The organism is Aurantimonas sp. A3-2-R12, from assembly GCF_036016755.1.
Classification (GTDB): Bacteria; Pseudomonadota; Alphaproteobacteria; order Rhizobiales; family Rhizobiaceae; genus Aurantimonas; species Aurantimonas coralicida_A.
The window spans coordinates 120,256-132,527 of sequence record NZ_JAYXIH010000004.1 but is presented as its reverse complement, the minus strand read 5'-3'; the positions used below and the strand labels follow the sequence as shown (position 1 = coordinate 132,527).

Here is a 12,272-nt window from a genome sequence, read left to right as displayed (position 1 = left end):
CGCCTTAAGCCGCAGCCGGGTTCTTGATCGCCCAGTTCCAGGGGCGAACCGCGACATTGTCGAACAGCCCGGCCTTGGCATAGGGGTCTTCGGCGGCGATCGACTGGGCCGCGCCCAGACTGTCCGCCTCGATGACGACGAGGCTGCCGCAGGGCTTTTCATTCCCGTCGAGGAACGGACCGGCGAATTTCAGCGCGTCGCCGAGGCCGTTCAGAAATTCCAGATGCGCCGAGCGGTTGTCGAGGCGCAGCTGCAGCGAATCCGGCTTGTCGTCGCAAAGAAGGGCGTAGAGCATGGAAAATCCTGTGATCGGCGTGGGTTGAGTTGATCCGAGCTGGCGAATGCGGCGAAGGGTAAGGGTCTCGGCGTCTGATTCAATCGAATTCGCGTTTCAACGGCCGCGCGAGCAGCGACTGCACGGCGGCGTCGACATCGAGATCCCCGGTCAGGATCGCCGCGACGGTCGCGATGATCGGTGCGTCGATGCCAAGGTCGCGCGCCAGGCGGGCGGCGATTTCGGCGGTGAAGACGCCTTCGGCGAGCTTCAGCCCGGAGCGGTCGTCGCCCCGGCCAAGCGCCATTCCATAGGCGAAGTTGCGCGATTGCGGGCTGGAGCAGGTCAGTACCAGATCGCCGAGACCGGACAGGCCCATCAGCGTCTCCGGCTGGCCACCGAGCGCGGCGCCGAGGCGGCGCAGCTCGACGAAGCCGCGGGTGATGATCGCGGCCTGGGCCGAGGCGCCGAGGCCGCGACCGACCACCGCGCCGGCGGCGAGCGCCATGACGTTCTTCAACGCGCCACCGGCCTCGACGCCGACGACGTCGCTGGCGGCATAGCAGCGGAAGGTCTCGGTCGACAGAAGCCGCGCGGCGCGGTCGGCGAGGGCAGGCTCGCCGGCGGCGATGGTGACGGCCGTCGGCAGGCCGCGCGCGACATCGGCGGCGAAGCTCGGGCCGGAGAGCACCGCGAGCGGCTGGGCGGGCTGGGCTTGCGCGAAGATTTGCGAGGCGAAGCGGCCGGTGCTGCGCTCGATGCCCTTGGCGCACAGCACGGCCAGCGCATCGGGCGGAACCAGGCCACCCAGTTCGGCCGTAGCGGCGCTCAGCGACTGGGCCGGGACGACGAAGAGCACGATGTCGGCGCCGGCGAGCGCCTCGACCGGGTCGCTGGTCGCGGCGAGGCTGTCGGGGAGGCCGATATCCGGCAGATAGCGTGCGTTGCGATGCGCGCGGTTGATAGCAGCCACGGTCTCAGCGTCGCGGGCATAAAGCATCGTGCGATGCCCGGCGCGAGCGTAGAGACAACCGAGCGCCGTGCCCCAGGCGCCGCCGCCGACGATCGCGAAGCGCGTCATGCCTTGGCTCCGCGCCGGCCGAAGCCGACCATCGGCTGCGACTTTTCGTCGAGCGGCCAGCGTGAACGCACCGGGGCGTCGAGCCCGTCGAGGAGCCCGGCCTCGAAGCGCTCCAGCCCGGCATAGGCGATCATCGCGGCGTTGTCGGTGCACAGCGCCAGCGGTGGCGCCACCAGCCGGACGCCCGCCTTGGCGGCTTCGGCCTCCAGCGCGGCGCGGATCGTGCGATTGGCCGCGACGCCGCCGGCCACCGCGAGGACGGGATTGGCAAGCTCTGGAAAGCTTTCGCGAAACCGTGCCAGCGCCCGGCCAATGCGATCGCCGAGACTGTCGGCGGCGGCCGCCTGGAAGCTGGCGCAGAGATCGGCGACGTCCTTGCTCGACAGGGGCGAGGCAGCCTCGGCGGCGAGCCGCACCGCGGTCTTGAGGCCGGAGAAGGAAAAGTCGAGCCGGGCTTCGCCCTTCAGCGGTCGGGGCAAGGCGAATCGCTTCGGGTCGCCGCCTTCGGCCGTCCGCTCGACATTCGGGCCGCCGGGATGGGGAAGCCGCAACAGCTTCGCTGTCTTGTCGAAGGCCTCGCCGAGCGCGTCGTCGATCGTCGTTCCCCACCGCTCGTAATCGCCCAATCCCCGGACCAGGACGATCTGGCTGTGGCCGCCAGAGACCAGCAGCAGGAGATAAGGGTAGGCGAGGCGGTCGGTCAGGCGCGGGGTGAGGGCGTGACCTTCGAGGTGATTCACCGCGATGAAGGGCAGGCCCGTGGCCGCGGCGATCGCCTTGCCGGTCATTGCACCGACGATCAGGCCGCCGACCAGGCCGGGGCCGGCGGTGGCGGCGACCGCGGACAGATCGCCGAAGCCTGTGTTCGCATCCACCATCGCCGCTCGGACGATGCCATCGAGTGCCTCGACATGGGCACGCGCGGCGATCTCCGGCACGACGCCGCCGAACGCGGCGTGCTCCTCGACCTGGGAAAGAACGACATTCGAAAATATCACCGGTGCGCCCGACGCGTCGCGGCCGACAACGGACGCGGCGGTCTCGTCGCAGCTCGTCTCGATGCCGAGGATCAGCGTGCCGGTCATGGAGCTTCCTTTCGAGCGGTTCTTCTACCGCCTTCGCCGCAAGATGGAAGAGCGCCGCCGCCGGCTCGCCGCCGCCATTGATTTCGGCGGGACCGATCCCCTATGCAAGGGCACGATCATGCCGGCCGACGCCGGGGCGATGCAACGACAGGGGCATCTATGGGGACGAACGACATTATCCGCATCGGGACACGTGGCAGCCAACTGGCGTTGGCCCAGGCCAGCGAGGTGCGGGCGCGGCTGATGGCCGCCCATGATCTGCCCGAGGACGCTTTCGCGATCGCGGTGATTTCGACCTCCGGCGATCGCATTCTCGATCGGCCGCTGTCGGAGGTCGGCGGCAAGGGCCTGTTCACCAAGGAGATCGAGGCCGCGCTGCTGGAGGATCGGATCGATCTCGCCGCCCATTCGTCCAAGGACATGGCGACAGCGATTCCGGACGGCCTGAGGATATCGGCGTTCCTGCCGCGTGAGGACGTGCGCGACGCCTTCATCGGGCGAAGCGGCCGCACGATCGCCGATCTGCCGCAGGGCGCGACGGTCGGCTCCGCCTCGCTGCGGCGCCAGGCGCTGCTGAAACGGCTGCGGCCGGACCTCAACATCATCAATTTTCGCGGCAACGTCCAAAGCCGCCTGCGCAAGCTCGGGGAAGGCCAGGTCGACGCGACGCTGCTGGCGCTGGCAGGCCTCAACCGCATGGACATGAGCGACGTCGCCACCGACATTCTCGACGTCGCGGCGTTTCCGCCGGCGCCGGGTCAGGGCGCGATCTGCATCGAAAGCCGGATCGGCGATGCAAGGATCGACACGCTGGTCGCGGCGATCGCGCATGCCGAGACGACCGACGCATTGACCGCCGAACGCGCCTTCCTCGCCGAACTCGACGGTTCCTGCCGGACGCCGATCGCCGCGCATGCGACGCGCCATGACGACGGCACGCTGACCCTGCACGGCATGATCCTGACGCCGGATGGCGTCGGGATGCACGAAACCCGGCGCAGCGGCGTCGTTGCGGATGCCGAGGCCATCGGGCGGCTGGCCGGGCGCGACGTCCTTGAGGCGGCTGGACCCGGTTTCTTCGACGGCTGGGCGACGTGAACGGCCGCGAGCGAACGCAAGGTCCGCGATGGCGCGCGTCCTGATCCTGCGCGAGCGCGACGAAGCGAGGCGCACCGCCGAAGCGCTCGAAGCGCGGGGCCACCAGCCGCTGATCCTGCCGCTGGAAGCGGCGCGACCGCTCGACCAAGAGCCGCCGCAGGGAGCGTTCGCCGGCTACGCCGTCACCAGCGCCCGGGCCGTGCCGGCCCTCGCCCGGCATTTTCCCGCCGATCCGCGGCCGGTCTTCGCGGTCGGCGAGCGAACTGGCAAGGCGGCGCGCGGGGCGGGCTTTCCAGACGTGCGGGTTGCCGGCGGGACAGCGCCCGACATCGCACGCCTCGCCGATGCCGCCGGTCTTTCCGTCGAGACCGCGCTGCTTTACGCTGCGGGCAAAACGCGGACCGGCACGCTGGAGGAGGCATTCGACGCGGCGGCGATCCCCTACGCCGTCTGGGAGGTCTATGAGATGATCCGGCTCGCACCGGACGAAGCGGCGGTCGCTTCCGTGCTCGGCGGCGCGGCGCCGGACGCCGTATTCGTGCTTTCGGCGGGGCAGGCGGAAGCATTTTGCGGGCTCGCGGAGCGGCTGCCGACGCTGTTCCAACCGATGCCCGCCATTCTCACTCTGTCGCGGCGAATCGCCGAGGCGCTGTCGCCCGTGCTTCGCCGCGATGCGATAATTTCTTCCGATGCCCGGCTTGCTTCGCTTTTCGAATGCATCGACTAACCTAGTTTGATCGTTGGAACGAGACGATGCTTGCACGGCCCGCACGAATGAAGGACGAATACGCCTCGATTGAGTGCGGCGCGCGGAACGGGCGATCCCACGCGCCGAAGCCAGCAGAAATGGAGCAAACGCGATGACCAACCGTCCCCGGCGGTCGAAGCCGAAGCAGACGCGTGGGCAAACGATCGATCTCAAAGCGGAAAAGAGCACTGTGACTGACGGCGACAAGACAACGAATACCGAGGCACAGACCGTGGCGACATCGGGCGGCGGCACCAGTACGCCTGCGACGACGACGGCGCAGCCGACCGTTCCGGCGTCCGCGGAGCGAGCTGGCGCGACATCGCCCGTCGTGTCGAGCGCGGCGGCCTCTGCACCGTCCAAGCCAAGCGACGCGAAGCCGGCGCCCAGTGCGTCGGCCGCGTCCACGCCGTCTACGAAAGAGGACGTCAAGGCTGGGGCTGCGACGGGCGGAGCGCTTGCATCGTCATCCGCCAAGCCGGCCGTAGCCAGCGGCGCGCCGGGATCGGTGCCCGCTACGCCAGCGGGGTCGCCGCCCGTCGTCGGAGGCGGGAAGCCTCCCGTCGCCTCGCCCAGCGCAGCGACCAAGCCGGGCATGGCCACTACGAGCACGAGCGCTTCGAACGCAAAGTCCGGCGACGCCAAGACGACGCCGTCGTCCCTGGCGGCGCCCTCGTCTGCCATCAAGTCCGGGCCTACTGACACGAGCCGGCCTTCGTCGAATCCCGCAAGCACGTCCGCCACGACGGCCACGTCGGCCTCGACCGCGCCCGCGCGGCCGCCGGCGTCGCCCGCGACGGGCACCGGCTCTTCGAGAAGCGCCGCGCCGGCCAGCTCTTCTGGGACCGGCTTCGGCGGCGCTCTGGCAGCCGGCATCATCGGAGCGATCCTGGCTTTGGGTGGCGCGGCGGCGTTGCAGGCGGGCGGCTATCTGCCCGCGCTCGGCGGCGTGCAGGAGACCGGCGAAGTTGCGGCAAGCGCCGAACAGCTCGATGCTTTGAGCGGCGAGGTCGCAGCCTTGCGCGACCAGGTGCAAAGCGCGCCCGCCGCACCGGCTGAAAATGGCGCGGCGGCGGAACAATTGACGGCGCTCGGTCAGCGGATCGAGACGCTCGAAACCTCCGCGTCCACCGCCGGAGCGGAGGCGACCGCGGGACTGCAGCAGGCCGGCGAGACCGCGGTGGCGGCACAACAGACCGCCACGGCTGCGCAAGAGACCGCCGCAGCCGCGCAAGAAACCGCTAACGCGGCGCAACAGGCCGCGACCGCCGCGCAGCAATCGGCGACGCAGGCCAATGAGGCCGCAACGGCGACGCAACAGGCTGCGGAGCAGGCAAGCGCGAAGGTCGATGAGGCCGCCGCCCAGTTCGAGAGCCGGATCGCCGGAATGGAAGCGAACAACCGCCGCGCGGACGTGGCGCTTGCGGCGGCGAATTTGAAATCCGCCATCGACCAAGGCGGGCCGTTCATGAGCCAGCTCGAAACCTATGCCGAGGCCACGGGCGCCGGCGCCGCGACTGAGGATTTGCGGGCGTTCGCGGCCGACGGCGTGCCGTCGAAGCAGGCATTGGCCGCCGAGTGGCCGGCGGTCGAGGACAAGATCGCCGAAAGCCTGCGGCCAGCGCAGCCCGACGCGCCGGTGCAGGAGCAACTGCTGTCGGGGTTGCGCTCGCTCGTCCAGGTGCGACCCGACGGACCTGCTCCGGCGGAAGCCAAAGGGCCGGACGCCGTGCTCTCGCGGCTTAACGCGGCCATCGAGAGGGGTGACCTCGCCGGATGGCAATCCGAATGGCAGGCGCTGCCCCAGGCGGGACAGGACGCCAGCCAAGACTTCGCGAGCCGCCTGGCGGCGCGGCTGACGGCGGACCGCGTCGTCGCCGAGGCGCTGTCCTCGGCGCTTGCCCCGGCGCCGGCGGGCGGAGCCGATAGCCAGCCACCGGCTGACCAGCCGACCGGCCAAGCCAACCAGGGCTAAGGAATTACCATGCTGCGAATCCTCGCCTTCTTTCTCATCGTTTTGGCCGCCGGCATCGGTTTTTCCTGGCTGGCGGACAATCCCGGCCAAGTGACCTTCGTCTGGCAGGGGCAGAATGTCGAAACCAGCCTGATGATGTTCCTGATCGCGCTCGGTGCGCTGATCGCCGCAATTCTCCTCGTCGTCTGGCTGGTCGGGGCCTTCTTCAAGACGCCGGGCGCGATCGGCAGTTGGTGGAGCACCCGCAAGCGCGATCGCGGCTACCATGCGCTGTCGGCCGGCATCCTGGCCGCCGGTGCTGGCGACGCGATCGAGGCGCGGCGTATGACCAAGCGCAGCGAAAAGCTGCTGGACACACGCAAGGAGCCGCTGATTCGATTCCTCGACGCCCAGACGGCGATGATCGAGGGCGACCACGCGCGGGCGCGCGGCGCCTTCGAGCAGATGGAGCGCGACCCCGAGACGCGCTTGCTCGCGCTGCGCGGCCTGTTCCTGGAGGCCGAGCGCGTCGGCGACGAGGGTGCGGCCCGCCATTATGCCGAGCGAGCGGTGCGGATCGCGCCGCATGTGCCCTGGGCCGGCGGTGCCGTTCTGGAAGCCAAGTCGCTTGCCGGCGAATGGGACGGGGCGCTCGATATTCTCGAGGCGCAGAAGAATACCCGCCTGATCGACCGGGATGAATCCAAGCGGCTGCGCGCGGTGCTTCTGACCGCCAAGGCGATGACCGTCGCCGAAAGCGATCCGTCGGCCGCCAAGGCCGCCGGTATCGAGGCGCAGAAGCTCGCGCCTGAGCTGACCCCGGCCGCTCTGGTGGCGGCGGAAGCGCTGTTCCGGCTCGGCGACCTTCGGCGCGGCGCCAAGATCCTCGAATCCAGCTGGACGCACGCCCCCCATCCTGACATCGCCGAGGCCTATGTGCGCGCACGGCCCGGCGACTCCGCCGAGGATCGACTGAAGCGGGCGCGCAAGCTGCACGGTCTGCGTCCTGGCAATTTCGAGGCGGAGATGTGTCTCGCCCGCGCCGCGCTCGATGCCGGCGACTTCGCGCTGGCGCGCAAGTCGGCGCGAACGGCGGTCGAGGCGGAACCGCGCGAAAGCGGTTACCTGCTGCTCGCCGACATCGAGGAAGAAGACACCGGCGAGGTGGGCCGGGTGCGCGAATGGCTGGCCAAGGCGATCCGCGCGGAGCGCGATCCGGCCTGGACCGCCGACGGCTACGTGTCGAAGGTCTGGGCACCGACATCGCCGGTGACCGGGCGACTCGACGCCTTCCGCTGGAAGGTGCCGGTCGAGCACATGGGTGGCGAAGGCCGGCTCATCGAAGCCGATGCGGGCCGCGATGCCCAGACCATCGAGGTGACCGAAATTCCGGCGGCCGAGCCGAAGCGCACCGACAAGGCGGTGGACGCACTGGCCACGTCGATCGAGGCCGGAAAGGGCGGAGACGGCTCAGCTTCCGCGCCCAAACAGCCGAGCGCTGCGGCGACGGACAGCGGTCCGCACAAGACCGAAAAACCGTCGGCAAACGGTATGCCCGCCCAATCCAAGCCGGAACCCGCGAAGGCCGGGGATGCCTCCGCCGGCGGCAAGAACAAGTCGGATGGCGACAAGCCTGCGGAAAGCAACGCGGCCCCGACCAGCGCGGACCGCAAGGAGGCTCGCTTCGCTTGACCGAGTCGATCCATCAACCGGGCGCGGCGTGAGATGATGTTCGAGGCGTTTCGGGACTTCGTGCAGACGATCGGCAGAGACGAGACGGCGCGAGATGCGGCGGGCGCTGACGATTTACGGGTCGCGACCGCAGCGCTTTTGTTCCACATCATCGGCGCCGACGGCATCGTCACGGACGACGAGCGGAAAAAAATGCGGGCGGTGCTGGCGCAAGAGTTCCAGCTCGACCCGACCGAGACCGACAGGATAGCCGAGGCCGGTCGCGAGGCGGATGCCGGGGCCGTCGATCTCTATCAGTTCACCTCGGTCCTCAATGCGCGGCTGGAGGCGGAGCACCGGGTTCGTTTCGTCGAGATGCTGTGGGAGGTAACCTACGCCGACGGCGAGGTGCATGAACTCGAGGACAATCTGATCTGGCGCATTTCCGACCTTCTCGGGGTTTCGACGCGGGACCGGATGTTGATGAAGCGGGAGGCGGCGGACAGGAGCGGGCTTTCCGACTGATGGCCTATTACGACAAGCGCGAACAGGATGCTGCCGAAACGGTCCGTCATGCGGCGGCGGAACACCGCTACAGTCTCGACGGCGCGGACCGGCGGCCAATACTGGTCGTCCTGCATCAGGAAAGCTCGACACCCGGCCGCGTCGGGCAATTGCTTGAGGCGCACGGCGTCACGCTCGACATCCGCCGGCCGGTGATGGGCGATCCCCTGCCGGAGACCCTGGACGGGCATGGCGGCGCCATCGTCTTCGGCGGGCCGCCCAGCGCCAACGATACCGATGCGCATCTCATTCGGGAGATCGATTGGCTCAAGGTGCCATTGGCCGAGGAGCGACCGTTTCTCGGTATCTGCCTCGGCGCGCAGATGCTCGCCAAGCATCTTGGTGCACCGATCGCCAGCCATCCGCATGGTTTTGCCGAGGTCGGCTATTACCCGATCCAGCCGACCACCGAGGGGCGGATGCTGATGCCACACTGGCCGGACATGGTCTATCAATGGCATCGGGAGGGCTTCGACCTGCCGCATGGCGCGAAACGTCTGGCCAAGGGCGACTGGTATCCGAACCAGGCGTTCAGCTATGGCAAGGCCGCCTACGGGGTGCAGTTCCATGCCGAACTGACGCTCGCCATGATGCACCGCTGGACGACGCGCGGGCATGAACGGCTGAAGCTGCCGGGCGCGCAGGGGCGGCGTCAGCACTTCGACGGGCGGGCGATCTACGACGCGCCGATCCGGCGCTGGCTGGAAGAATTCCTCGCCAGGATTTTCGGGGCGCGGGTGGAGGAGTGAGACCGGATCATGCCATCCAGCACGACGCTCACCACCATCGGCTTCGATGCCGACGACACGCTCTGGCACAATGAACGGTTCTTCCAGCTGACCGAGGCTCGGTTTCGCGAGATGCTCGCGGACCATGCGACGGGTGAGGTCGTGTCCAGCCGGCTGCTCGATGCCGAACGCCGCAACCTTGCCCGTTACGGCTTCGGTATCAAAGGCTTTGTCCTGTCGATGATCGAGACCGCTCTTGATGTCACTGGCGACAACGCCTCGCCGGCGATCGTGCGCCAGATCATCGACGCCGGCCGGGAGATGCTGGAGCATCCGGTCGAGACGCTGCCGGAGGCTCAGGAGACGCTGGAAGCGCTCGCCGGGCGCTACCGGCTGGTGCTGATCACCAAGGGCGATCTGTTCGACCAGGAAAGGAAGCTCGCCGCCTCCGGACTCGGCGACTTCTTCGACGCGGTCGAGATCGTCAGCGACAAATCGGCGGCGACCTACGAACGGATTTTCGCGCGCCACGGCGACGGGCCGGCGCGGGCGATGATGGTCGGCAATTCGCTGAAATCGGACGTCCTGCCGGCGCTCGCCGCGGGCAGCTACGGCGTGCACGTGCCGCATGATCTGACCTGGGCGCTGGAACGCGCCGAGGCGCCGGCGGACGACCCGCGCTTTCGCCGCATCGAGCGGCTCGGCGAAGTGGCGGGGCTGATTGGGGCGCTCGGCTGAACCTCTTCGGCGGGCAGAGGTGTCAGTCCCGTCCGGCGAGATGGCGAACCTGGCGGAGTTCCGGAAACATCCAGGCCCAGAGGCCGGTGACGCCCACGGTCGCGGCACCGCCTACGACCACGGCCGGCACCGCGCCGATCCAGAACGCCATGACCCCGGCGCGGAATTCGCCGAGTTCGTTGGAGGCGCCAAGGAACACCATGTTGACGGCGTTGACCCGGCCGCGCACCGCGTCCGGCGTCCACAGCTGCAGCAAGGTCTCGCGGACATAGACGCTGATCATGTCGGAGGCGCCCATCAGCACGAGCGCGACGATCGCCAGCCAGGGGACGGTGGCGAGGCCGAAGACCACCGTGAAGGCGCCGAACAGGCCGACAAAGGCGAACATGATCGCGCCGGCATTGTCCTTGACGGGATGGGCGGCCAGCCAGACCGCCATGGCGACGGCGCCGATGCCGGGCGCGGCGCGCAATAAGCCAAGGCCCCAGGGGCCGACCTCCAGCACGTCGCGGGCATAGACCGGCATCAGCGCCACCGCGCCGCCCATGAGCACCGCGAAGAGGTCGAGCGAGATGGCACCGAGCACCACTTTTTCCGACCAGATGTAGCGGAATCCGGCGACGACGGTCTCAAAGCTCGCCGGCTCGGAAACGCGCTTGCGGGCGGGCGCGCGGATCGACATCACCAGCGTCGCGGCGCCGAGAAAGAGCGCGAGGCCGGTGGCATAGGCGGCGAGCGGCGAGACGCCGTAGAGGAGGCCGCCGGCGACCGGGCCGACGATCGCCGCGATCTGCCAGGAGGAGGAGTTCCAGGCAATGGCGTTGGCGAGTTCCTGCCGGGTCACGAGATTGACCACGAGTGACTGCGAGGACGGGCCGAAGAAGGCGCGGGCGATACCGAAGCCGACGAGGACGGCGAAGACCGGCAGCGGCGAGGCGAGGCCGTGCCACGTCAGCAGTAGCAGGGCGAGTGCCCCGATCGCCTCGACAAAAATGGCCAGTCCCATGATCAGCCGCCGCGAAAACCGGTCGGCCGCCGCCCCCGTGACGAGAACCAGAAGAAGCGCAGGCAGGAACTGGCAAAGGCCGATAATGCCGAGATCCAGCGGGTTGCGGGTCAGATCGTAGATCTGCCAGCCGACCGACACGATGACGATCTGGATGGCGAAGGTGGAGAAAAAGCGGGCGAGCCAGTAGCGCAGGAAGCGGGGATTGCGGAAGGCGGCGAAGCGGTCGTCGTCCGGAATGGCGCTCCCGTCGGAGGCGGGTTGCGCGCCGGCCTCGGCTTCCACGTCCTGGGTCACGACCGCACCTGCCATGGCTCAGCCCGAACCGTCGGGCGCGTCATACCAGGCTTACGGGGCGTCCTGGACAAGCATGAGACTGGCTGGTGGAGCTGAGCGGGATCGAACCGCTGACCTCGTCATTGCGAACGACGCGCTCTCCCAACTGAGCTACAGCCCCGTCCACCATTGCGTTCGCGATATAGGGTGCGGGGCTCGGCGGTGTCAACGGGCAATCGGCGGCGCCGTCGTGACTTGGCGCCGCCGTCGCCGGCTTGCGATTTCAAGGGGCGATGGCTACATCGGGGCACGTCGTCGCAAAGGTCCGGATATTCATGCTCGCAGTCACCTATGTTCTTTATCAGGCGCTCAACCTGTATTGGTGGATCGTCATCGCATCGGCGATCCTCTCCTGGCTCTACGCCTTCAACATCGTCAATCCGGGCAACCCCTTCGTCGATTCGGTTGGGCGCTTCCTGTGGCAGCTGACCGAGCCGGTCTATCGGCGCATCCGCAAGGTGCTGCCCGATCTCGGCGGCATCGACCTGTCGCCGCTGGTCGTGCTGTTCGGGATCATGTTCCTGCAGTATCTGCTGGTCTATTATGTCAACCCGGCGATTTACAGCGTCGGCGTCTGAGCCGGTCGCGCGACTGTCGGCTGTGGCCGAGCCGGGCCTCTGGCGCGTCGTCGATGACGGCGTGCTCGTGCAGGTCAGGCTGACGCCGAAATCCTCGGTCGACCGAATCGACGGACGGGAAGCGGGTGCGGAAGGGCGTTTGCATCTACGCGCCCGGGTCCGGCGGTGCCGGAGGACGGCAAGGCGAACAAGGCGTTGACGGCCATGCTGGCGAAACATCTTGGGGTGCCGAAATCGGCCGTTACCGTGGTCGCCGGTCACACATCACGCGCGAAGACATTGCGGATCGAGGACGATCTGCTGGTGCTGGTCGCCGCGCTTGAGGCACTCTGAAGGATCACCATCCCCATCGTACTGCGGACGCAAAAACGCCGCCCGTCCGTTGTTCACGGCGGCGGCGCTCAAGCGGTA

At 68.4% G+C, this 12,272-nt stretch carries 12 protein-coding genes, 1 tRNA gene and 1 pseudogene; 9 read left to right on the top strand and 5 right to left on the bottom strand.

Going from position 1 to position 12,272, the window contains the following annotated elements; genetic code table 11:
- Positions 1 to 4: 4 nt before the first annotated feature.
- The 3 genes from VSX60_RS03630 to tsaD all read right to left on the bottom strand — a co-directional run bounded on the left by VSX60_RS03630 (position 5) and on the right by tsaD (position 2,440).
- The gene (locus VSX60_RS03630; protein ID WP_327622787.1) at positions 5 to 295 is read right to left on the bottom strand and encodes a YciI-like protein; all 291 of its coding nucleotides are present in this window, start codon (positions 293 to 295) and stop codon (positions 5 to 7) included.
- Between the two features lie 79 nt (positions 296 to 374).
- Positions 375 to 1,355, bottom strand: coding sequence for an NAD(P)H-dependent glycerol-3-phosphate dehydrogenase (locus VSX60_RS03625; RefSeq protein ID WP_327622786.1), 981 nt, complete (start codon positions 1,353 to 1,355; stop codon positions 375 to 377).
- The gene (tsaD, locus tag VSX60_RS03620) at positions 1,352 to 2,440 is read right to left on the bottom strand and encodes a tRNA (adenosine(37)-N6)-threonylcarbamoyltransferase complex transferase subunit TsaD (RefSeq protein ID WP_327622785.1); all 1,089 of its coding nucleotides are present in this window, start codon (positions 2,438 to 2,440) and stop codon (positions 1,352 to 1,354) included. Before tsaD ends, VSX60_RS03625 begins: the two co-directional genes overlap by 4 nt.
- A gap of 159 nt (positions 2,441 to 2,599) precedes the next feature.
- Between tsaD and hemC the strand changes: the two genes are divergently transcribed.
- From hemC to VSX60_RS03585, 7 genes are all read left to right on the top strand, one after another.
- Complete coding sequence (gene hemC, locus VSX60_RS03615; protein WP_327622784.1) at positions 2,600 to 3,538, top strand: hydroxymethylbilane synthase; 939 nt, start codon at positions 2,600 to 2,602, stop codon at positions 3,536 to 3,538.
- 28 nt (positions 3,539 to 3,566) lie between these two features.
- Positions 3,567 to 4,265: a uroporphyrinogen-III synthase gene (locus VSX60_RS03610; RefSeq protein WP_327622783.1), complete on the top strand. Its 699-nt coding sequence runs from the start codon at positions 3,567 to 3,569 to the stop codon at positions 4,263 to 4,265.
- 916 nt (positions 4,266 to 5,181) lie between these two features.
- Complete coding sequence (locus VSX60_RS03605; RefSeq protein ID WP_327622782.1) at positions 5,182 to 6,261, top strand: COG4223 family protein; 1,080 nt, start codon at positions 5,182 to 5,184, stop codon at positions 6,259 to 6,261.
- Positions 6,262 to 6,270: 9 nt separating this feature from the next.
- A complete protein-coding gene (locus VSX60_RS03600) occupies positions 6,271 to 7,932 on the top strand; it encodes a heme biosynthesis protein HemY (protein ID WP_327622781.1) in 1,662 nt (553 codons plus the stop codon).
- A gap of 36 nt (positions 7,933 to 7,968) precedes the next feature.
- On the top strand, positions 7,969 to 8,436 hold the full coding sequence (locus VSX60_RS03595) for a tellurite resistance TerB family protein (RefSeq protein ID WP_327622780.1): 468 nt from the start codon (positions 7,969 to 7,971) through the stop codon (positions 8,434 to 8,436).
- Entirely contained in the window at positions 8,436 to 9,224 is a 789-nt protein-coding gene (locus VSX60_RS03590) for a glutamine amidotransferase (protein ID WP_327622779.1), read from the top strand. Before VSX60_RS03595 ends, VSX60_RS03590 begins: the two co-directional genes overlap by 1 nt.
- Positions 9,225 to 9,233: 9 nt before the next feature.
- Positions 9,234 to 9,941, top strand: a complete 708-nt coding sequence (locus VSX60_RS03585; protein ID WP_327622778.1) for an HAD family hydrolase — start codon at positions 9,234 to 9,236, stop codon at positions 9,939 to 9,941.
- A gap of 22 nt (positions 9,942 to 9,963) precedes the next feature.
- Here the strand turns inward: VSX60_RS03585 and VSX60_RS03580 are convergent, their stop codons facing one another.
- Both VSX60_RS03580 and VSX60_RS03575 read right to left on the bottom strand, forming a co-directional pair.
- Entirely contained in the window at positions 9,964 to 11,259 is a 1,296-nt protein-coding gene (locus tag VSX60_RS03580) for an MFS transporter (RefSeq protein ID WP_327622777.1), read from the bottom strand.
- Positions 11,260 to 11,328: 69 nt separating this feature from the next.
- A tRNA-Ala gene (locus tag VSX60_RS03575) sits at positions 11,329 to 11,404 on the bottom strand.
- Between the two features lie 154 nt (positions 11,405 to 11,558).
- Between VSX60_RS03575 and VSX60_RS03570 the strand changes: the two genes are divergently transcribed.
- The gene (locus tag VSX60_RS03570; RefSeq protein ID WP_327622776.1) at positions 11,559 to 11,861 is read left to right on the top strand and encodes a YggT family protein; all 303 of its coding nucleotides are present in this window, start codon (positions 11,559 to 11,561) and stop codon (positions 11,859 to 11,861) included.
- 22 nt (positions 11,862 to 11,883) lie between these two features.
- Positions 11,884 to 12,194 (top strand): annotated as a pseudogene (locus tag VSX60_RS03565) (DUF167 family protein).
- Positions 12,195 to 12,272: the final 78 nt, after the last annotated feature.

Excerpts from the sequence above, each read along its gene's own strand:
- VSX60_RS03570 (WP_327622776.1), top strand. The coding sequence starts at position 11,559 with ATGCTCGCAGTCACCTATGTTCTTTATCAGGCGCTCAACCTGTATTGG.
- VSX60_RS03610 (WP_327622783.1), top strand. The coding sequence starts at position 3,567 with ATGGCGCGCGTCCTGATCCTGCGCGAGCGCGACGAAGCGAGGCGCACC.
- hemC (WP_327622784.1), top strand. The coding sequence starts at position 2,600 with ATGGGGACGAACGACATTATCCGCATCGGGACACGTGGCAGCCAACTG.
- VSX60_RS03585 (WP_327622778.1), top strand. The coding sequence starts at position 9,234 with ATGCCATCCAGCACGACGCTCACCACCATCGGCTTCGATGCCGACGAC.
- VSX60_RS03630 (WP_327622787.1), bottom strand. The coding sequence starts at position 295 with ATGCTCTACGCCCTTCTTTGCGACGACAAGCCGGATTCGCTGCAGCTG.
- tsaD (WP_327622785.1), bottom strand. The coding sequence starts at position 2,440 with ATGACCGGCACGCTGATCCTCGGCATCGAGACGAGCTGCGACGAGACC.
- VSX60_RS03625 (WP_327622786.1), bottom strand. The coding sequence starts at position 1,355 with ATGACGCGCTTCGCGATCGTCGGCGGCGGCGCCTGGGGCACGGCGCTC.
- VSX60_RS03595 (WP_327622780.1), top strand. The coding sequence starts at position 7,969 with ATGTTCGAGGCGTTTCGGGACTTCGTGCAGACGATCGGCAGAGACGAG.
- VSX60_RS03580 (WP_327622777.1), bottom strand. The coding sequence starts at position 11,259 with ATGGCAGGTGCGGTCGTGACCCAGGACGTGGAAGCCGAGGCCGGCGCG.
- VSX60_RS03590 (WP_327622779.1), top strand. The coding sequence starts at position 8,436 with ATGGCCTATTACGACAAGCGCGAACAGGATGCTGCCGAAACGGTCCGT.
- VSX60_RS03600 (WP_327622781.1), top strand. The coding sequence starts at position 6,271 with ATGCTGCGAATCCTCGCCTTCTTTCTCATCGTTTTGGCCGCCGGCATC.